The 19658-nt window shown below is 65.2% G+C and carries 18 protein-coding genes; 15 read left to right on the plus strand and 3 right to left on the minus strand.

Annotation, left to right across the window (positions count from 1 at the left end; all coding sequences use genetic code 11):
* Positions 1 to 40: 40 nt before the first annotated feature.
* The 7 genes from AC5FRZ_RS07855 to AC5FRZ_RS07885 all read left to right on the plus strand — a co-directional run bounded on the left by AC5FRZ_RS07855 (position 41) and on the right by AC5FRZ_RS07885 (position 5514).
* On the plus strand, positions 41 to 361 hold the full coding sequence (locus tag AC5FRZ_RS07855) for a hypothetical protein (RefSeq protein ID WP_153553443.1): 321 nt from the start codon (positions 41 to 43) through the stop codon (positions 359 to 361).
* Positions 362 to 422: 61 nt separating this feature from the next.
* On the plus strand, positions 423 to 1013 hold the full coding sequence (locus tag AC5FRZ_RS07860) for a thioredoxin family protein (RefSeq protein ID WP_493564312.1): 591 nt from the start codon (positions 423 to 425) through the stop codon (positions 1011 to 1013).
* A 47-nt stretch (positions 1014 to 1060) separates the two neighbouring features.
* Positions 1061 to 1858 (plus strand): BtpA/SgcQ family protein, encoded by a 798-nt coding sequence (locus tag AC5FRZ_RS07865; RefSeq protein ID WP_493564313.1) that lies wholly within the window; start codon positions 1061 to 1063, stop codon positions 1856 to 1858.
* Between the two features lie 42 nt (positions 1859 to 1900).
* Complete coding sequence (locus tag AC5FRZ_RS07870) at positions 1901 to 2851, plus strand: mechanosensitive ion channel family protein (RefSeq protein WP_493564314.1); 951 nt, start codon at positions 1901 to 1903, stop codon at positions 2849 to 2851.
* Positions 2852 to 2887: 36 nt separating this feature from the next.
* A complete protein-coding gene (locus AC5FRZ_RS07875) occupies positions 2888 to 3553 on the plus strand; it encodes an O-methyltransferase (RefSeq protein WP_493564315.1) in 666 nt (221 codons plus the stop codon).
* 134 nt (positions 3554 to 3687) lie between these two features.
* The gene (locus AC5FRZ_RS07880; protein WP_170094147.1) at positions 3688 to 4290 is read left to right on the plus strand and encodes a chemotaxis protein CheC; all 603 of its coding nucleotides are present in this window, start codon (positions 3688 to 3690) and stop codon (positions 4288 to 4290) included.
* A gap of 69 nt (positions 4291 to 4359) precedes the next feature.
* On the plus strand, positions 4360 to 5514 hold the full coding sequence (locus AC5FRZ_RS07885) for an acyl-CoA dehydrogenase family protein (protein ID WP_372479070.1): 1155 nt from the start codon (positions 4360 to 4362) through the stop codon (positions 5512 to 5514).
* 45 nt (positions 5515 to 5559) lie between these two features.
* Here AC5FRZ_RS07885 and AC5FRZ_RS07890 read toward each other — a convergent pair whose 3' ends face one another.
* Positions 5560 to 6279 carry a DICT sensory domain-containing protein gene (locus AC5FRZ_RS07890; protein ID WP_170094149.1) on the minus strand — a complete coding sequence of 240 codons (720 nt, stop codon included), beginning with the start codon at positions 6277 to 6279 and terminating at the stop codon, positions 5560 to 5562.
* A gap of 233 nt (positions 6280 to 6512) precedes the next feature.
* On the opposite strand from AC5FRZ_RS07890, the gene AC5FRZ_RS07895 reads away from it, so the two are divergent.
* The 8 genes from AC5FRZ_RS07895 (at position 6513) to acs (ending at position 17198) form a co-directional block, all read left to right on the plus strand.
* Positions 6513 to 8414, plus strand: coding sequence for a 2-oxoacid:acceptor oxidoreductase subunit alpha (locus AC5FRZ_RS07895; protein ID WP_170094150.1), 1902 nt, complete (start codon positions 6513 to 6515; stop codon positions 8412 to 8414).
* A gap of 3 nt (positions 8415 to 8417) precedes the next feature.
* Positions 8418 to 9356, plus strand: a complete 939-nt coding sequence (locus AC5FRZ_RS07900; protein ID WP_170094151.1) for a thiamine pyrophosphate-dependent enzyme — start codon at positions 8418 to 8420, stop codon at positions 9354 to 9356.
* A 73-nt stretch (positions 9357 to 9429) separates the two neighbouring features.
* On the plus strand, positions 9430 to 9858 hold the full coding sequence (gene lrpA1 / locus AC5FRZ_RS07905; RefSeq protein ID WP_153553435.1) for an HTH-type transcriptional regulator LrpA1: 429 nt from the start codon (positions 9430 to 9432) through the stop codon (positions 9856 to 9858).
* A gap of 35 nt (positions 9859 to 9893) precedes the next feature.
* Positions 9894 to 11384, plus strand: coding sequence for a DHH family phosphoesterase (locus AC5FRZ_RS07910; RefSeq protein ID WP_170094152.1), 1491 nt, complete (start codon positions 9894 to 9896; stop codon positions 11382 to 11384).
* A gap of 45 nt (positions 11385 to 11429) precedes the next feature.
* On the plus strand, positions 11430 to 12296 hold the full coding sequence (locus AC5FRZ_RS07915) for a CBS domain-containing protein (protein WP_372479067.1): 867 nt from the start codon (positions 11430 to 11432) through the stop codon (positions 12294 to 12296).
* A 53-nt stretch (positions 12297 to 12349) separates the two neighbouring features.
* The gene (locus tag AC5FRZ_RS07920; protein ID WP_372479066.1) at positions 12350 to 14053 is read left to right on the plus strand and encodes an acyl-CoA mutase large subunit family protein; all 1704 of its coding nucleotides are present in this window, start codon (positions 12350 to 12352) and stop codon (positions 14051 to 14053) included.
* Positions 14054 to 14107: 54 nt separating this feature from the next.
* Entirely contained in the window at positions 14108 to 14950 is an 843-nt protein-coding gene (locus AC5FRZ_RS07925; RefSeq protein ID WP_493564316.1) for a DUF7847 domain-containing protein, read from the plus strand.
* 250 nt (positions 14951 to 15200) lie between these two features.
* Entirely contained in the window at positions 15201 to 17198 is a 1998-nt protein-coding gene (gene acs, locus AC5FRZ_RS07930; protein WP_170094156.1) for an acetate--CoA ligase, read from the plus strand.
* A 12-nt stretch (positions 17199 to 17210) separates the two neighbouring features.
* Here acs and AC5FRZ_RS07935 read toward each other — a convergent pair whose 3' ends face one another.
* On the minus strand, positions 17211 to 17474 hold the full coding sequence (locus AC5FRZ_RS07935) for a DUF7520 family protein (protein ID WP_170094157.1): 264 nt from the start codon (positions 17472 to 17474) through the stop codon (positions 17211 to 17213).
* A 183-nt stretch (positions 17475 to 17657) separates the two neighbouring features.
* Positions 17658 to 19454 carry a cytochrome c oxidase subunit I gene (locus AC5FRZ_RS07940; RefSeq protein WP_372479064.1) on the minus strand — a complete coding sequence of 599 codons (1797 nt, stop codon included), beginning with the start codon at positions 19452 to 19454 and terminating at the stop codon, positions 17658 to 17660.
* Positions 19455 to 19658: the final 204 nt, after the last annotated feature.

A 19658-nucleotide genomic window follows, 5' to 3' on the forward strand; every position in this document is an offset into this window, starting at 1 on the left:
GCTCGGACACGTTTATCTTATTCCAGACCGACGACCGGATATGGACGGCCCCGACAGCGACGACACCGCGTGGCACGTCGTCGCGGAGCACGACGACGCTGCGGCACTGATAGACACGCTCCTCGAACTCGACCCCGATGCGTCGTTCACGAAGACAGAATTGAGCGATCGGGCGGACGTACCGCTCAAGTCGCTGTACCTCAACGGAACGCTGGACGCGATCACGGAACTCGGCCTGCTGGAGAAGCGCGAGCGCGACGGCGAAGAGCCGCTGTACTCGGTCGCCGCCGACAGCGACGCCTTCGCGGCGGCCCGGTCGTTCGGCAACGTCACCCGGGCGGCGGCGTCGACGGAACCGTAGCGACTGGCGCATCGGGACGCTGGCGAGGTTTCTTACGCGGTCCCGACAAACCCTCGGTGAGATGGTCGCACTCGATTCGGAGGACGACGTTCTCCAGCGTGGCGACGAGGCACCGGCCTTCGAACTGCCAGGGACGGACGGCGAGACCTACACCCTCGACGCGTTCGCCGACCGCGAGGCGCTGCTCGTCGTGTTCACCTGCAACCACTGTCCGTACGCACAGGCAAAGTTCGACGAGCTGAACCGCCTCGCGGCGGAGTACGACGAGGTCGCCGTCGTCGGGATCAGCGCCAACGATCCCGAGGAGTACCCCGACGACTCCTTCGAGAAGATGCAGGAACTCGTCGGCGACGGGACCGTCGACTACGACGCATACCTCTTCGACGAGTCCCAGGAGACGGCGGCGGCCTACGGCGCTCGCTGTACGCCCGATCCGTACCTCTTTGCCGACGACGGCGGGACCTTCCGGCTGGCCTACCACGGTCGTCTCGACGACGCGACGAACCCCGACGACGAGCCCACTCGGCGCGAGATGCAGGCTCACATCGAGACGCTGCTGGCCGGCGAGGAGATCACGGCCGAAGCGAAGCCGTCGCGTGGCTGTTCGATCAAGTGGAAGCCGGGCAACGAACCCGACTACTGGGACGCGTAGCTCGGATCGTCCAGCGCCCTTTTTTCCCGCCCAGTCGAACGACGGGCATGACCGAAACTGCACTCGGAGCGATCCGACCGCTCGTCGGGATGGTCCACCTGCCGGCACTGCCCGGCGCGCCCGGCTTCGAGGACCGCGAGACGGTCCGGGAACACGCGCTGGCAGACGCTCGTACGCTCGCCGACGTGGGCGTCGACGCGCTGATCGTCGAGAACTTCGGCGACGCGCCGTTCTACCCCGACGACGTACCGCCCCACGTCGTCGCCGAGATGACGACCGTGACGCGTGCGATCACCGACGCCGTCGACTGCCCCGTCGGCGTCAACGTCCTGCGCAACGACGCCACGGCAGCGGTCTCGGTCGCCGCGGCGGCCGGTGCCGACTTCGTCCGCGTGAACGTCCACACCGGCGCACGCCTGACCGACCAGGGTATCGTCGAGGGGCGCGCCCACGAGACGGTCCGCCTGCGCGAGCGCATCGACGCAGACGTCTCCATCCTCGCCGACGTGGCGGTCAAACACTCGGCCCCGCTGGCAGTACGTGGCGTCGCCGAGATCGTCGCCGACACGATCGAGCGCGGTCACGCCGACGGGGTCGTCGTCTCGGGGACTGCGACCGGGAGCGAGGCCGACGCGCCGGACGTGGAGGCCGTCGCCACGGCTCGGGACGCCGTCGACCCGACCGTGCCGGTGTTCGTCGGCAGCGGCGTGACGAGCGAGACGGCCGCTTCGCTGCTCGACACCGCCGACGGGTTGATCGTCGGGACGGCGCTCAAAGCCGGTGGGGCAGTCGAGAACCCGGTCGATCCCGACCGTGTGGCCGAACTCGTGGCCGCGGTCCGCTGAGCGGTCCCAACGGTTTTGTCCGCCGGGCCGCTCCTCACGGTCGTGAAACGACCCGTCGGCTACGGCTCGCTCCTGCTCGCCGCCGTCCTGGCTGTCGGTGCCGCGTACGCAGATCTGCTCCCGGTCGAGGGCGTGGTCGGTGGGGTGCCGATGCCGCTCCTCGTCGCCCAGGCACTCTCGGCGGCTGCGATCCTGTTCGCGAGCTACGGGCTCTACATGTTGACGCGGCGCGTCCTGGTGGACAACGCGCCGACCAAACGCCGCGGCCACGACGTTCGAAACGTGCTCCGGCTGGCGTTCGGAGCCGCGACGGTGATCGCGTTGCTGGGCGTGCTCACCCAGCAGTGGGTCGGCGTCCTCTTCTCGCTGGGCGTGGTCGGCTTCGCGGTCACGTTCGCGCTCCAGCAACCCCTGTTCTCGGCCATCGGCTGGCTGTACATCATGGTCAAGCGGCCCTACCAGGTCGGGGACCGCGTCGCCATCGACGACTCGAAGGGCGACGTGGTGGAGGTCGACTTCCTCGTGACGACACTGTGGGAGATCGACGGCGGCCTCGTCAGTTCGAACCAGCCCTCCGGACGGATCATCACGCTGCCCAACAGCGTCGTCCTCTCCTCGCACGTCGCCAACTACACCCGCGAGGAGTTTCCCTACGTCTGGAACGAGCTCACGGTCCAGGTCGCCTACGAGACCGAACTGGAGTACGCCCGCGAGCGGATGATCGCCATCGCCGACGACTACCTCGGCGACGAGATGGCCGCCCGGATCGCGACCTACCGCGAGCGCCTCTCCGAGACGCCGGTGGAGCTGGAGGTCCGGGACCGCCCCTCGGTCAACGTCGTCCAGCAGGAGTCGTGGGTCGAACTGCGACTGCGCTATCTCGTCCACCCGCGGCGGGGTCAGCGCGTCCGGAACGAGCTGTACGAGCGGATCCTCGCCGATTTCAACGAGGCACCCGACCGGGTCCGGTTCCCCGTCAGCCGGAACCGGTAGCGGACGCTTTTTACCGTCGCTGTCGAACGTCGACACATGTCCGAGGACCCGCTGCCCGACGTGACCGAGGAGTTCGCGCGAACGCTGGCACCCGGTCGTGACGACGTGATCCGTGCGATGGACGAGCGCGCCGACCGCGAGGGTTTTCCCACCGTCGGCCCGGCCGTCGGCGGGTGGCTCCGGCTACTCGCTCGCGCCGTCGACGCCGAGCGCGTCTTCGAGTTCGGCTCTGGCTACGGCTACTCGGCGTACTGGATCGCGTCGGCGATCCCGGCGGACGGCGAGATCGTCCTGACCGAGATCGACGCCGACGAACTGGACGACGCGCGTGAGAACCTCGCGGCCGGTGGGTTCGAGGACCGAGCACGCTTCGAACACGGCGACGCAATCGAGACCGTCGACGCGTACGACGGCCCCTTCGACCTCGTGTTGATCGACAACGAGAAGGACCGCTACGCCGAGGCCTTCGAGGCCGTTCGCGAGAAGATCCCGGTCGGTGGCATCGTCGCCGCCGACAACGCGATCGAGGCCGGCCCGCTCGACTTCGAGGACGTGCGCGCACTCCTGGCGGGCGACGCCGTCGACGCGACCGCGTCGAGCCACGGGATCGCCGACTACCTGGCGACAGTCCGAGACGACCCCGACTTCGAGACCAGTCTGCTCCCGCTGGGCGAAGGAGTGGCCGTCTCGATCCGGGCCTGATCGGACGGCGGTCGTCCGCGCTTCGGTTCGTCCCCGTCCGGTCACGGATTCGTTCCCCAATTCTCGTCTCCGAAAATGAGGGTGCATAGCTTATGTGTGAGGGCAGGTAACCCCTGTCCAACGATCGACCACTCATGAGCCTGATGATCGATATCCGGAAGCTGGGGCTGTTCAACAAGATGGCGAAGGAGGGCGGTAACACCGTCGCGAACCACCTGAGCCAGATGACCGGGATGGAGACGGAGATGGAGATCACCAAGATCAACTTCATCGACATCCCCGACATCAAGACCCACATCGGCGACGAGCGCCAGATCGGGATCTCGATCCGGATGCTCGAACCCCCACACGGCTACATTCTCTTCCTGTTCAACGCGGAGAACGCGAAGAAGCTGGCCAGCGGGATGATCGGCGACATGGGCGAGACCAGCGACGCCACCGACGGCTTCACCGACATGGAACGGTCCGCGATCCAGGAGATCGGCAACATCATGACCAGTGGCTTCATCGACGGCTGGGCGAACGTCCTGGAGACGACCATCGACATCTCGACGCCGAACTTCACCTTCGGCCCCGGCAGCGGGATGGTCGACGAACTCGTCGGCGACCGCGAGACCGACATGGCGCTGATGTTCGACTCCCGTGTTCACGCCCTGGAGTCAGACATCAACGTCAAGGTGTACACCTTCCCGGAACTCGAAGAGCTGGTCGAACTGATGCAGGAGATCGAAGTCTAGGGCGTAAACCTCACTATCGTTTGCCGGTGTTCCACGAGCTATTTGGGAACGCGGCCCGTGATACTGTACATGGATCTCCTAGAAGAGACAGTCGTTCCCGAAGCAGCTCGGGACATCAAGCAGGAAGCCCGCGAGTTCGCAGCCGAACACATCGAACCAAACGCCGCAGAGTACTACGAGCGCGGCGAGTACCCGGTCGACATCCTGGAGCAGGGGATGGAGGCCGGGCTGGTCGCACAGGACATCGGCGAGGAGTACGGCGGGCGCGGGCTGTCCCTCCAGCAGGTCCTCGCGATGGCCGAGGAGTTCTACAAGGCCGACGCCGGCATCGCCCTGACCCTGCAGCTCGCGAGCTTCGGCGCGGAGATGCTCGAAGACCACGGCAACGAGGAACAGAAAGAGGAGTACCTCCGTCCGGTCGCGGAGAACGAACAGCTCACTGGCCTGGCCGTCTCGGAGCCCGAGACCGGGAGCGACATGGCCGGGATGCAGACGACGGCGGAGAAAGACGGCGACGAGTACGTCCTCAACGGCGAGAAGTACTGGATCGGCAACGGCGTCGAAGCCGACTGGGTCACCGTCTACGCGAAGACCGGCGACGACCCCAACAACCGCTACGGCAACTACTCGCTGTTTATCGTCCCGACCGACACCGACGGCTACGACGCCGAGCACATCCCGGAGAAGATGGGCTTCCGTGCGTCCAAACAGGCCCACATCGTCTTCGACGACTGCCGAGTTCCCGAGGAGAACGTCATCGGCCACGAGGGCGCTGGCTTCTACATGCTCGCGGAGTTCTTCAACCACGGGCGCGTGATCGTCGCCGGCCACGGCCTCGGGCTGGCCGCGGCCGCCATCGAGGAGGGGTGGGACTTCGTCCACGACCGCGAGGCCTTCGGCAAGTCCGTCGACGAGTTCCAGGCGGTTCAGCACAAGCTCGCAGACATGCGCATGGAGTTCGAGTCCGCCCGAGCGCTCACGTGGCGCGCGGCCGACAAGGTGGCTAACCAGGAGAACGCGGGATTCTGGGCGGCCATGGCCAAGACGAAGGCGACCGAAGTGTCGACCCAGTGTGCCGAGAAGGGGATGCAGCTCCACGGCGGCCGTTCGGTCCTGACCGAGAACCGGATCTCTCGTGTCTACCGCGACGTGCGCATCCCGGTCATCTACGAGGGCGCGAACGACATCCAGCGCAACCTCATCTACAGCCAGACGCCCCAGTAGCGCGTCGCGTTTTCGAGCCCCAGTTTTCGTTTTTCGGCCGTCCGCTCACTGCTCGACGTAACCGTACGTCGAGCGCAGGTGTTCGAGGATCCAGTCGACGGTGTCCGCGTCGTACGTCCAGAAGCCGTAGAACTCTCGCGGGGCCCGTTCCTCTGCCAGCAGCGCGCACTTCTGGCCGTCGTCGCCACCGCCGTCGAAGACGACGAACCACGATTCTTCGATCTCGGTCGCACGCTCGATGTGGAGCGTGAAGTTGTCGGTCTCGGGGGGTTCCTCGTCGGGTGCGGCGTAGGCGTGTACGTCTACCGCGCCGTCGCCCAGTTGCTCGTACCTGTCGAGTTCCCCGGCCAGCGTCGATACCGTCTGGAAGCCAGCGTGTAGCGAGCCACGACCGACGCGGAACGCACGGTCTTCGATCTCTCTGGTCGCGGCCATCATCTGTCCGATGCTCCAGGACGTGAACATCGTCTCGTCGAGTTCGTCGAGGATCGGACGGTACGGGCTCTGCTCGACGCCGATGGGCCGGTCGTTTCGGGCGAGTCGATCGGTGAACTGTTCGAGGCTGGCCGCCGCGATCACCCCGTCCTCGTCACTGAGAGTGACGAACTCTCCCGGCCGTCCACTGACCGTCTCCTCGGCCGTGACGGCGACGTTTCGGTCGGAAAACTGCTGTCGAAGATCGGCGGCCGCGTCATCTCCGGCGTTGAACACGATGAGTCGTTTCTCGTGGTCTTCGACCCCGGCGATGAGTTCCGAAAGCGACATTGAGTCTATGGTTGTAACGGTCCGGGTCGGCTTAGGGGTTGTGCCTCGTCACCGTCTGCCCGTTGTTCATGGTATTCCGTGTGCTAGCCGACCACTTGACATGTCGAAAACGGCCATTTGAGTGGTATCTGCGTGACGTTCATGATTAATGGGGTGCGACGTAGTGGAAAATCTTTAGTCACGGCCCTCCAACGGTGGATATACGGCTTCCCAACTGGGGCCGATGATTTCAAATGACAGATAACGAACTAATCTGGCGAATCGCTGGCGGTTCCGGTGACGGGATCGACTCGACGAGCCAAAACTTCGCAAAGGCCCTGATGCGCTCGGGACTTGACGTTTTTACGCATCGTCACTATCCCTCGCGCATCCGGGGCGGCCACACGTTCGTAGAGGTACGCGCGAGCGACGAAGACGTACGCTCGCGTGGTGACGGCTACAACTTCCTCCTCGCCCTCGGTGACTCCTTCGCACGGAACCCACAGGACGAAGCCTACTACGGCGACGAGGAAGTCAAGCCGCTCTCGGAGAATCTCCACGATCTCCGAGAGGGCGGCGTCATCGTCTACGACGAGGGACTCCTCGACGAGGACGCCATCGCCGAGTTGAACCTCGAAGCGCGTGCCGAGGAGAACGACTGGCACGTCTACCCGATGAACCTCCGCGAGATGGCCCGCGAACACGGTCGCGAGGTCATGCGCAACACCGCTGGCGTCGCCGTCACGGCGGCGCTGCTGGGTACGGACCCGGCCTTCTTCGAGGAGCTCATGCGAGAGAACATGTCGGGCGACATCCTCGAAGACAACCTCGCGGTGCTCGAAGACGCCTACGAGCGAGCCGAGGAACTCGAACACACCCACGACCTCACCATGCCGGAAGCGGCGGACCACGACGACGAGCAGGTCCTCCTCTCTGGGTCGAACGCCATCGCCTACGGTGCGCTCGACGAGGGCTGTCGCTTCATCGCGGGCTACCCCATGACGCCGTGGACCGACGTGTTCACGATCATGTCCCAGCACCTGCCGAAGTTCGGCGGGATCTCCGAGCAGGTCGAAGACGAGATCGCCGCGGCGGCGCTGGCACTCGGTGCCAGCCACGCTGGCGTCAAGTCGATGTCCGGCTCTTCCGGTGGTGGGTTCGCGCTCATGAGCGAGCCGCTGGGCCTCGCCGAGATGACCGAGACGCCGGTCGTGCTCGTCGAAGCGATGCGCGCTGGCCCCTCGACCGGGATGCCGACCAAGCCCGAGCAGGCCGACCTCGAACACGTCCTGTACACGAGTCAGGGCGACTCGGCTCGCGTCGTCTTCGCACCCGCAAACATCCGGGAGTGCTACGACCAGACGCGAGCGGCCTTCCGGATCGCCTACGAGTACCAGATCCCGTCGATCGTGATCTACGACCAGAAGCTCCAGGGCGAGCTTCGCAACGTCGACGAGAGCTTCTTCGACCGCGAGCCAAACGCCGACCCCGGTTCCGTGCTCACCGAAGAGGAGATCGCCGACGCGGCCCACCACGCTTCGGGCAAGTTCCAGCGCTTCCAGCACGAACCGGAGGACGGCTCCAACGTGAGCCCGCGCTCGGTTCCCGGCCAGAAAGACGGCCGCTACCTCGCGACCGGCAACGAACACAATCCGTCGGGCCACATCAGCGAGGACCCCGACAACCGGATCGCACAGATGAACCGTCGGCTGGACAAGCTCGACGACATCCGTGCTGACCTGGACGAGAACACGTCCCACCAGACCTACCACGGTCCGGAGGACGCCGACTACGGCATCCTCGTGTGGGGCAGCCACCAGGACACCGTCTTCGAGGCCGTCGACCGTCTCAACGACGACGGCCACTCGGTGAAGGCACTCGGCGTCTCCGATATGGCTCCCTACCCCGTCGAAGAGGTCTCGGCGTGGCTCGAATCCGTCGACGAGGCACTCGTCGTCGAGATGAACGCCAGCGCACAGTTCCGCGGCCTCACGCAGAAAGAGATCGGCCGCTTCGGTCCGAAGCTCTCCAGTCTGCTGAAGTACAACGGGAACCCGTTCGAACCGGCAGAGATCGTCGAGGGCTTCGAGACCAGCATCAACGGCGAGGATCTCGCCGCGAGCAACATGAAGTACCTCCCAGCGGCAGGTGACTAAGCTATGAGTGCATTCTCAGCAATCGGCGACGAACGCGAGGTTGACCGCGACGAGTTTACGCCCGGCATCGAACCACAGGCAACGTGGTGTCCCGGCTGTGGCGACTTCGGCGTCCTGAAGGCGCTCAAGCAGGCCATGCCGGAAGTCGGCCGCAACCCCGACGAGGTCGCGCTGTTTACCGGTATCGGCTGTTCGGGCAAGCTCAACAGCTACTTCAACAGCTACGGCTTCCACACCATCCACGGGCGCTCGCTGCCCGTCGCACGTGCGGCGAAGCTCGCGAACCCCGACGTCGAGGTCATCGCGGCCGGCGGTGACGGCGACGGCTACGGGATCGGCGGGAACCACTTCATGCACACCGCCCGCGAGAACCACGATATGACCTACATCGTGTTCAACAACGAGATCTTCGGCCTCACCAAGGGCCAGACCTCGCCGACCTCCCCGAAGGGTCACAAGTCAAAGACCCAGCCCTCGGGCTCGGCGAAGTCCCCGATCCGCCCGCTCAGCCTCGCGCTGACCTCCGGTGCGACGTACGTCGCCCGGACCGCGGCGGTCAACCCCAACCAGGCGAAGGAGATCATCGCGGAAGCGATCGAACACGACGGCTTCGCACACGTCGACTTCCTCACCCAGTGTCCGACCTGGAACAAGGACGCGAAGCATTACGTCCCGTACACGGACATCCAGCAGTCCGACGACTACGACTTCGACACCTCGAACCGCGAGGAAGCCCAGAAGATGATGTTCGAGACGGAGAACAAACTCTACGAGGGCGAAGTCCTGACCGGACGCTACTACGTCGACGACGAGAGTCCGTCCTACCAGGAGGAGAAGCAGGCCACCGGTGAGATGCCCGAAGAACCGCTCGCAGAGCGGTACTTCGACGAGGACTACGAGTGGGAGCGCACTGCCGACTCCCTGCTCGACCACCACAAGTAACGCCGCTCGGCGGGACTGCATCCTCGTTTGTGGATTCGGAAGGTATTTTTTCGTCCGTAGCAAAGAAACGTCTATGAGCGTCGATTCTACGGAGCGCCGCATTCTCTCTGTCCTGGAGGACGATGCACAGGCATCGTACGCGGAGATCGCCGAACGGGCGGACGTTTCGAAACCGACCGTTCGCAAGTACATCAACAAACTCGAAGACGAGGGCGTCATCGTCGGCTACTCCGCCGACGTGAACCCCAAGAAGCTGTCGAGCCAGTCGATCGCACTGGTCGGGATGGACGTCGCGAGCGACTGCTACGTCGAGGTGACTCGCGCACTCTCTGCGATCGACGCCGTCGAGTCGCTGTACACGTCCAGTGGCGACCACATGCTCATGGCGGAAGTGCGGGCCGCCGACGGCGGCGAAGTCGGCGAGATCATCGAAGACGAGATCCTCTCGACGGAGGGTGTCACGGCGGCACACCCCTCCTTTCTCCAGGAGCGGCTCAAGTAAGTGGTTTTTAGACGCTCCATCGCTCACTCTCGCGTATGACTTCTCGCCTGGTGTTGGGGGCGGGGCCGCTCGTCCGGTCACTGCTCGACGAACTCGCAGCTGGCCGTGGCGAGGTGACGGTCCTCACCGAGGACGAACACCGGGTCGACACGCTCCGTACGGACGCGGTCTCGGTGCAGTTGGCGGATCCGGCCGACCGCTCGGTGCTGTCGTCGCTGGGCTGGACGCCGGAGACGGTGTTCGTCGCCGTCGGCGACGCCAAACGCAACGCGGCCGTCGCGCAGGCGGTGCGATCCGTCTTCCCGTCGGCGATGCTCGTCGCCTACAGCGGGCTGGAGACCGATCCGGCGGTCGACGAGGCCCTCGAACGCGCCGCCGACCGGGTCGTCGATCCCGGTGCGGCGATCACCGACCACCTCATGGAACGCGTCGGCGAGGCCGGTCTGCGGACCCGACAGCTCCAGCGCGTGTTGCGCGATGTGGACGGCACGCTGGCGGTCGTCATGCACGACAACCCGGACCCCGACGCCATCGCGAGCGGGGTCGCGCTGTCGCGGCTGGCACAGGCCGTCGGCTGTGAGACGGAACTGTGTTACTACGGCGAGATCACCCACCAGGAGAACAGGGCGTTCGTGAATCTGCTGGAGTTCGATCTCCAGACCCTCGACGCCGACGCGGATCTCGACGCGTACGACGGCTTCGCGCTGGTCGATCACTCCCGTCCCGGGGTCAACGACCAGCTCCCGCCCGAGACGCCCATCGACATCGTCGTCGATCACCACCCGCCGCGTGCGCCCGTCGAGGCGCGATTCGTCGACCTCCGGAGCGACGTGGGTGCCACCAGTACGCTGCTCGCCGACTATCTCCGCCGATTCGACTCGCTCGTCGAAGAGGCGGTCGCGACGGGACTCCTCTTTGGCATCAGCGTCGACACGCGCGAGTTTCGACGCGAGGTGTCGGTCGACGACTTCGAGGCCGCGGCCTACCTGCTGCCACACGCCGACCTCGACATCCTCCAGCGTATCGAGGATCCGAGCATGAGCGCCGACACGCTCGATACGATCGGACACGCGATCGCGAACCGCCAGCGGGAGGGATCGGTGCTGCTGAGCTGCGTTGGCGAGCTCCCGGATCGGGACGCACTCGCACAGGCCGCCGACCGACTGCTCGATCTTCAGGGGATCAACTCGACGCTGGTCTACGGCGTCAAGGACGGTACGATATACGCGTCGGCGCGCGCTCGCGGCACCGAGATCGATCTCGGCGAAGTGCTCCGCGAGGCGTTCGGCCAGATCGGTAGTGCGGGGGGCCACGCCGACATGGCCGGTGCACAGATCACGCTGGGCGTCCTCGAATCCATCGAGGACCGGGACGAGTCGCTCCACGAGGTCGTCCGTGCCGTCGTCGACGACCGGTTCCTCGACGCGGTCCAGGCCCGTCCCAACCACCTCCTGAGCCCGGTGTACACCGCGTCGCGCTACGGGGCCACCGACGAGTATCTCGACAGCGAGGACGGCGAGGAGTGACGGACCGTCGGGGCCTTTTTCTCCCGTGGTCTCGTCCCCGAACTCATGGAAGCGGACGGCGAACCACGCGTCCGGGAGTACATGACCAGCGACGTGGCCACGGTCTCGCCCGACGACACGGTCGAAGCGGTCGCCCGTCGAATCGCCGAGAGCGACGAGTACAGCGGTTTTCCGGTGTGTGAAGGGCGTCGTGTCGAGGGCTTCGTCAGCGCCCGAGACCTGTTGCTGGCCGAGGACCACGAGCCGATGTTTCGCGTGATGAGCGACGACATCCTCGTCGCCCACCCGGAGATGGGCGTTCAGGACGCGGGACGGGTCATCCTCCGGTCTGGCATCCAGAAGCTCCCGGTCGTCGACGACGCGGGCCACCTCGTCGGCATCATCTCGAACGCTGACGTGATTCGTTCGCACATCGAGCGCGCGACGCCGAACAAGGTCGACAAGCTCACCCGGACCCTGGAGTCGATCCACGACGTGTCCGCGCGGGACGAACGGCGCGAGGTCGTCATCGACGAGCTGGTACCGACACAGGGGACCGTCTACGCGGACGAACTGGAGGGACGGACCTACGAACTCAAACGCGGACTCGCCGAGCCGCTCGTGGTCATCGACAACGGGGGGCTTCAGCCGCCCGATCAGGCGACCGTCACCGAGTTCGCCGACGGCGAGGGCTCGGAGCAGACCCGTGAGCTGTTGCTTGCCGACGGCCACCACCGCGTGAAAGCGGCCGAACAGCTGGGAATCGAAGAGATGGACGCCTACGTGATCGTGCTGGACGACCCGGTCGACCTCGGGATGGCACGCACCGCCGACGACGCGGACCTCACTTCGATCAGCGACATCGAGGTGGTCGACTACGCGCGCCACCCCCTCGTCGAGACGACCGAACGCCTCCAGGGCGAAGACGAGTAGGACCCCCTCGGCGCGTACAAAACTTATTGTCACACGAAGTCAACGAATACAGTATGTACGACGAGGCCGACCTGGCAGCCATCCGGGAGGCGAAAGCCGACTGGGAGGCCGAGACGCTCGATCCAGTACTGGACGCCTACGGCGAGCGAGCCGAGCGGTTCGCCACCGTCTCGAATCGCGCGGTCGACAGGCTGTACACGCCGGCCGACGTTGCCGACCTCGACTACGAGCGTGATCTCGGGTTCCCCGGCGAGGAGCCCTACACCCGCGGCGTCTATCCGACGATGTACCGTGGCCGCCAGTGGACGATGCGCCAGTTCGCCGGCTTCGGCACGGCTCGGGAGACCAACGAGCGATTTCAGTACCTGATCGACGAGGGCCAGACGGGACTCTCGACGGCCTTCGACATGCCCACGCTGATGGGGATCGACTCGGACGACCGCATGGCCGAGGGCGAGGTCGGCAAGGAGGGCGTCGCCGTCGACACGCTCCGGGACGTGGAGATCCTCTTCGACGGGATCGACCTCGCCGAGATCTCGACGAGTTTCACCATCAACCCCAGCGCGCCCGTCATCTACGCGATGTACGTCGCGCTCGCGGACCGCCGCGGCGTCGACCGCACGGAGCTTCGGGGCACTCTCCAGAACGACATGTTCAAGGAGTTCATCGCACAGAAAGAGTGGGTCGTTCCCCCGGAGCCGTCGCTGCGGCTCGTGACCGACGTGATCGAGTTCGCCACCGAGGAGACGCCGTCGTTCAAGCCGGTCTCGGTCTCGGGCTATCACATCCGCGAGGCCGGATCGACCGCCACGCAGGAACTGGCCTTCACGCTCGCCGACGGCTTCGCCTACGTCGAGGACTGTCTCGATCGAGGCCTGGACGTGGACACGTTCGCCCCGCAACTGTCCTTCTTCTTCAACGCGCACAACTCGATCTTCGAGGAGGTCGCGAAGTTCCGGGCCGCGCGGCGGATCTACGCGCGGGTCATGGACGAGTGGTACGACGCGAGCGAGCCGGCCGCCAAGCAACTGAAGTTCCACACCCAGACCGCCGGCCAGTCACTGACCGCCCAGCAGCCGCTGAACAACGTCGTCAGGGTGACCATCCAGGCGCTGGCCGGCGTCCTCGGCGGGACCCAGAGCCTGCACACGAACAGCTTCGACGAGGCACTCGCTCTGCCCAGCGAGAAGGCGGTTCGGGTGGCCCTGCGAACCCAGCAGATCATCGCAGAGGAGTCCGGTGCGGCCGATATCGTGGACCCGCTGGGTGGGAGCTTCGCCGTCGAGACGCTGACAGACGAGATCGAGGCCGACGCGATGGCGTACATCGAACACGTCAGGGACGAACTGGGCGACGGCTCCATGCGAGCGGGCGTCCTCGCGGGGATCGAAGACGGCTACTTCCAACGGGAGATACAGGACGCCGCCTACGAGTACCAGGAACGCGTCGAGGACGGCGAGGAGACCGTCGTCGGCGTCAACGCCTACGCGGTCGAGGAAGAGACCGAGCCCGACCTCCTGCAGGTCGAAGACCGCGTGCAAGAACAGCAACGCGAGCGCCTCGCAGACGTACGGGCCGAACGCGACGACGAGGCCGTGACGGCGGCACTCGCCGGTGTCAGAGAGGCGGCCGTCGGCGGCGAGAATGTGATGCCAGCGATCGTCGAGGCCGTCAAAGTCGAGGCGACGATGGGCGAGATCATGGGCGTCTTCGAGGACGAGTACGGGAGCTACCGGGAGACGATCGGGGCTGCGTGACGCGGTCGACTGCCACCCGGAAAACTTATTCGTTGCCGATAGGTCGTCGGTGACATGAAGCCCGCTGGCGCACTCGCGACCGGTATCGACACCCTCCGCCGACAGCCCCAGATCGTCGCGATCCTCTTCGCGTTCTCGCTGCTGAGCACCGGCCTCTCTGCTGCCCAGTTCGTCAACCCACTGCTCGCGTATCCCGCGACCGGCGTCGTCTATCTCCTACTGCCCTTCCTCGTCGGCGGGCTCGTCGCCTACGTGGCGGCGTCGATGACGGAGACCCCGTCGTTCGGTCAGTTCTTCGCGGCTGGCCGGGACCACTACGTCGGCCTCCTCCTGGGCGGACTGCTCCTCGGTGTCGTCACGCTCGTCCTCTACGTTCTCGTCGCGATCGTCTTCTTCGTGGCAGTGGTTCTGGTGTTCGGGTTCGCGCTCAACACCGGGCTGGGGACCGCGACGCTTCTGGTGGTCGCGCTCCTCTCGCTGGTCGGTTTCCTCGTCGTCCTGGTCCCGTGGTTCCTCTCGCAGTTTTTCCCCGCCGCGATGGTGCTCGACGGCGACGGAGTGGCCGACTCGTTCCGCCGGAGCCTCTCGCTCGTTCGCTCGAACGTCCTCTCGGTGCTCGGTTTCGACCTGCTGGCGTTCGTGATCGGTCTGTTCGCACAGCTCCCGACGGCGTTCCTGTTCTACACCAGCTTCGACTCGATGGCGATGGACGCCGGGTCCAACACCGGGATGGTCTCGATCTTCGACTACATGTCGACCACCGAGGCCGGGCTCTTTCTCGGTTCGAGTCTCGTGATCAGCACGGTCGTCGGCTCGGTCATGTACACGTACTACGTCGCCTACTACCGTGAGATCGGCGACGCGTCGGCGGCGGCGACCGCCACGACCAAGCTGTAACGGCACTCGACACTCTCGTCTTTGCTCTCCAGTGACCGTTCGCCTCCACTGGACCGACACCGGCTTTTGACCGAAGATACCGTCGGTTGTGCCGCAGGTGTTTCAGAGTGGTAAGGTGAATGGCTTCGCGGTCCCTGCCTGCCATTCGTTTGTCTCTGGGAAACGAGATGCCAGTATCTATACAGATCATGTCGCTTGGAATAACTTAATACGGTTCCACTGTGAGCACCAGCATGAGGTATATTTAATCATGCCAGATGAGGGACCCGAACTCGAGGCACGCCTGACGGAGCAAGAGTACTTCCGTCCGCCGACCGACTTCGTCGGCCAGGCCAACGTCACCGATCCGGAGATCCACGAACGGTTCGACGAGAACTACCCGGAGGCGTTCGAGGAGTACGCCGAACTCCTCGACTGGGACGAACACTGGGACGAGGTGCTCGACGACTCCAATCCGCCGTTCTACGAGTGGTTCACCGGTGGGAAGCTCAACGCGTCACACAACTGTATCGACCGCCATCTCGACGAGCGCAAGAACCAGGCGGCGATCATCTGGGAGGGGACCGACGCCGACGAGAGCGAGACGATCACCTATCAGGACCTGTACAACCGGGTCAACGCGATGGCCGCCTCGCTGCAGGACGTGGGCGTCCGCGAGGACGACGTGGTCACCTGTCATCTCCCGATGCTCCCCGCGCTGCCGGTGACGATGCTCGCCTGTGCCCGCATCGGCGCACCACACTCGGAGGTGTTCGCCGGCTTCTCGGCCCAGGCGCTGGCCGACCGGATCGACTCCGCCGACAGCGACGTGGTCGTCACCTGTGACGGCTACTACCGACGCGGCGAGTTCCTCAACCACAAGGAAAAGTGCGACGAGGCGCTGGACGCCGCCGAGTCCGACGTGGACACCGTCCTGCTGTGGACGCGCGAAGACGAACTCCACCCCGACGTCGAGATCGGCGAGGACGACCCGTACGTGCTTGTCGACGACCTGCTTGCCGACAACGAGCGAGCGCGCGTCGACCCGGTCTCGCGTGACGCCGAAGATCCGCTCTTCCTGATGTACACTTCCGGGACGACGGGCCAGCCGAAGGGCTGTCAGCACCGCACCGGCGGCTATCTCTCCTACGTGACGGCCACCTCGAAGAACGTCCTCGACATCAAACCCGAGGACACCTACTGGTGTGCCGCCGACATCGGCTGGATCACGGGCCACAGCTACATCGTCTACGGACCCCTCTCGCTGGGGACCACCAGCGTGATGTACGAGGACACGCCCGACCATCCCCACAAGGGCCGCATCTGGGAGATCGCCGAGCGCTACGACGTGGACATCTTCCACACCTCGCCGACCGCCGTCCGGATGTTCATGAAGTGGGGCGAAGAGTACGTCCAGGACTACGACTTCGACTTCCGGCACATGACGACGGTCGGCGAACCGATCCAGCCGGAAGCGTGGCTGTGGTACTACAAGTACATCGGCGGCGAGGACGCGGCCATCGTCGACACCTGGTGGCAGACCGAGACCGGCGGCCACCTGATCACGAACCTGCCCGCGCTCGACGACATGAAGCCCGGCTCCGCCGGCAAGGCGGTCCCCGGGATCCAGCCGGCCATCTACGACGACAACGGCGATCCCATCGAACCCGCGTCGGGGCGTGCCGGCAACCTCGTCATCGAGAAACCGTGGCCCGGTATGCTCCAGACGGTGTACGGCAACGACGAACGCTTCATCGAGGAGTACTGGCAGGACTTCTCTGACACCGACTCCGACGATCCCGAGGACTGGGTGTACAAAGCCGGCGACGGCGCGGTCCACGGACAGGACGGCTACTATCGGGTCCTCGGCCGCCTCGACGACGTGATGAACGTCGCGGGCCACCGTCTCGGAACGATGGAGCTGGAGTCGGCCGTCGCCGAGGTCGAGGACGTGGCCGAGGCTGCCGTCGCCTCCCGCGAGGACGCCGAGAAGGGAGAGGTGCCGGACGTGTACGTCGTCCTCCGAGACGGCGTCGAACCGAGCGAAGCGGTCCGTGACCGGATCGTCTCGGCCGTCGAAGACGAGATCGGGAAGTTCGCCCGCCCGGCCAACGTCATCTTCTGTGGCGACTTGCCAAAGACTCGCTCCGGGAAGATCATGCGCCGGATCCTCGAAAACATCTCCAACGGCGAGGAACTCGGCAACACGACGACGCTGCGTGACCCGAGTGTCCCCGAGGAGATCCGCGATCAGGTCCAGGGCGACTGATCGCCCGACCGCCTACTCGTTTCTGGCGTCGTCGTCGAAGTTGTTCGCGACGTACACCACCAGCGCCAGCAACACGCCCAGGCCGGTCCCGATCGTCACCATCCCGAAGACGGCGACGCCGACCGGCGTCGGCGGCAGCGCGACGACGCCGAACAGCTCCGGTTCGAGCGTCTCGTCGGTCGCCCAGGCGAGTACGTACCCCATCACGCCTGTCAGCGCCACGATGATCAGGTAGAGTCTGACGACGAGTCGATCGCCACGCAGCGTGCCACTCACGCTTGCCACTCGGGAGCGAGTCGATTAGCCTTTTTCGCTCCAGTGCCAAGGGCCGCTATGGCCGAAAAAGACCTCCTCTTTCTCGTGCTCGCCGGGATCGCGTCGCTGATGTTCATCACCGGGATCATCCTCATCTCGGGCGGCGTGTAGACCACCGGCGAATCGAAAAGACGACCGCTCGAACTACCGTTCGTCCGACTGCTCGCTGGGCTGTCCGCCGTCGGCCATCACGGCCTCGTCTTCCTCGCCGCCGTCGGCGAGAGCGGTCTCACGCTGTTCTTTGAACCAGCTGAACTCGTTGCCCAGCATGTCGTTCTCTTCGAGGTTCCACGGGTCGTGGCTCTGGACGCGGCGACCTTCGAGCCAGGAGGTCACGACGTTCCAGACGAACAGCAGCTGTCCGACCAGCAGGATGAACGCGCCCACGGTCGCCAGCTGGTGGAACGTCGTCACCTGTGCGAGCGGCGCGAAGGCACCGTCGAAGTTGTAGGTCGCGTAGCGCCGTGGCATGCCGAGGTAGCCAAGCGCCAGCATCGCGAAGAAGGTGACGTTCGTGCCGATCATCGAGAGCCAGAAGTGTGCTTTCCCGAGGGTGCGCTGGTACATCCGCCCGGAGACGATCGGGAACCAGTAGTAGATGCCGGCGAAGACGGCGAAGCCGATCGCACCCATCACGATGTAGTGGAAGTGACCGACCACGTAGTAGGTGTCGTGGAGCACGAGGTCGACGGGGATCGACGCCAGGAAGACGCCGGTGACACCGCCGATGATGAAGTTCGAGACGAAGCCGATACAGAACAGCATCGGCGTCGTCAGGCGAAGCTGGCCGTTCCACATCGTCGTGATCCAGTTGAACGTCTTGACGGCGCTGGGGATCGCGATGGCCAACGAGACCGCCATGAACGAGGCACGCAGCCGCGGGTCCATCCCGGTCGAGAACATGTGGTGGGCCCAGACACCGAAAGAGAGCACGCCGATCGCCAGCGTCGAGTAGACGACGAACTTGAAGCCGAACAGCTTCCGGCCCGAGAACTTCGGAAGGATGTAGCTGACCAGTCCCATCGGCGGGAGCACGAGGATGTACACCTCGGGGTGGCCGAAGAACCAGAACAGGTGTTGCCACAGCATCGTCCCGCCGTTGCCGGTGGCGAAGAACGTCGTCGCGAGATTCCGGTCCAGCAGGAGCATGATCATCGCGCTGCCAAGCAGCGGGAAGGCAAAGAGGATCAGCCCCGACTGGGTGAGGACCGTCCAGCTGAAGATGTCGAGGTTGGCCCAGTTCACGCCGTCACCGCGCTCGGTGAAGATGGTCGCGATGAAGTTGATCGCACCCATCGTCGCCGCGACCCCAGAGAGGTGCAGGCCCAGCAACATCAGGTCGACGCCGGGGTTGGCCTGTTCGGCCGACAGCGGCGTGTACATCGTCCAGGCCGTCTGTGCGGGCTCGATCTCGTTGCCCGTCAACGGCGCGGTGAAGAACCCGGCCCAGATCAGGAGTGCGGCCGGCGGGAGCAACCAGAACGCGATCGCGTTGATCCGGGGAAACGCCATGTCGTCGGCCCCGATCAACAGCGGGACGAAGTAGTTCGCGAACGCCGCCAGGATCGGCGTCCCGAACAGGAACAGCATCGTGATCCCGTGGCTCGTCAGGATCGAGTTGTAGTAGCTGTTCCCGACGATGACGCCGCCGGGCAGCGTCAGCTGCACCCGGATCAGCACCGCCATGATGCCACCGACGGCGAAGGCGATCACGGCGTAGACGCCGTAGAGGATCCCGATGTCTTTGTGGTCGACCGTCGTGAGCCACCGCACGAGCCCACCCGGTTTCTCTGCGTGTCCGTGTCCCGTCGCCTCGCCGTACCCCCCGCCGCTCGCGAGGGGTGTGTACGACCGCCAGTCCTCGGCTCGCGCGAGGGCCCCGACGATCACGACGAGGAGAACGGCCATGAGTCCGGTCAGTACTAACTGCTCTCCTGCCATGGGTGTGCCTCAGGTTTGGGGCATAATGAAAGGGTCGGTTCAACTTGAAAGGGCGACCGAACGCATTCGGAGTCGTCCGACGAGTCCGCCGGGGTCGGCACTCGTATCGGCGGCTGTCACCGCCCAAGACGATGCGCCGTTCCGGGCGGCGTCGGTCGTCACAGACGGACCGCTACGGTAGCTATCGAACGTCACTGTACATCC

Source organism: Halomicrobium sp. HArcht1-1 (genome assembly GCF_058933285.1).

What these genes read in the sequence shown, in the direction of transcription:
- AC5FRZ_RS07910 (WP_170094152.1), top strand. Translation starts at nt 9,894, where the DNA reads ATGACTTCTCGCCTGGTGTTGGGGGCGGGGCCGCTCGTCCGGTCACTG.
- AC5FRZ_RS07885 (WP_372479070.1), top strand. Translation starts at nt 4,360, where the DNA reads ATGGATCTCCTAGAAGAGACAGTCGTTCCCGAAGCAGCTCGGGACATC.
- AC5FRZ_RS07940 (WP_372479064.1), bottom strand. Translation starts at nt 19,454, where the DNA reads ATGGCAGGAGAGCAGTTAGTACTGACCGGACTCATGGCCGTTCTCCTC.
- AC5FRZ_RS07915 (WP_372479067.1), top strand. Translation starts at nt 11,430, where the DNA reads ATGGAAGCGGACGGCGAACCACGCGTCCGGGAGTACATGACCAGCGAC.
- acs (WP_170094156.1), top strand. Translation starts at nt 15,201, where the DNA reads ATGCCAGATGAGGGACCCGAACTCGAGGCACGCCTGACGGAGCAAGAG.
- AC5FRZ_RS07895 (WP_170094150.1), top strand. Translation starts at nt 6,513, where the DNA reads ATGACAGATAACGAACTAATCTGGCGAATCGCTGGCGGTTCCGGTGAC.
- lrpA1 (WP_153553435.1), top strand. Translation starts at nt 9,430, where the DNA reads ATGAGCGTCGATTCTACGGAGCGCCGCATTCTCTCTGTCCTGGAGGAC.
- AC5FRZ_RS07865 (WP_493564313.1), top strand. Translation starts at nt 1,061, where the DNA reads ATGACCGAAACTGCACTCGGAGCGATCCGACCGCTCGTCGGGATGGTC.
- AC5FRZ_RS07875 (WP_493564315.1), top strand. Translation starts at nt 2,888, where the DNA reads ATGTCCGAGGACCCGCTGCCCGACGTGACCGAGGAGTTCGCGCGAACG.
- AC5FRZ_RS07890 (WP_170094149.1), bottom strand. Translation starts at nt 6,279, where the DNA reads ATGTCGCTTTCGGAACTCATCGCCGGGGTCGAAGACCACGAGAAACGA.
- AC5FRZ_RS07860 (WP_493564312.1), top strand. Translation starts at nt 423, where the DNA reads ATGGTCGCACTCGATTCGGAGGACGACGTTCTCCAGCGTGGCGACGAG.
- AC5FRZ_RS07900 (WP_170094151.1), top strand. Translation starts at nt 8,418, where the DNA reads ATGAGTGCATTCTCAGCAATCGGCGACGAACGCGAGGTTGACCGCGAC.
- AC5FRZ_RS07920 (WP_372479066.1), top strand. Translation starts at nt 12,350, where the DNA reads ATGTACGACGAGGCCGACCTGGCAGCCATCCGGGAGGCGAAAGCCGAC.
- AC5FRZ_RS07880 (WP_170094147.1), top strand. Translation starts at nt 3,688, where the DNA reads ATGAGCCTGATGATCGATATCCGGAAGCTGGGGCTGTTCAACAAGATG.
- AC5FRZ_RS07855 (WP_153553443.1), top strand. Translation starts at nt 41, where the DNA reads ATGGACGGCCCCGACAGCGACGACACCGCGTGGCACGTCGTCGCGGAG.
- AC5FRZ_RS07925 (WP_493564316.1), top strand. Translation starts at nt 14,108, where the DNA reads ATGAAGCCCGCTGGCGCACTCGCGACCGGTATCGACACCCTCCGCCGA.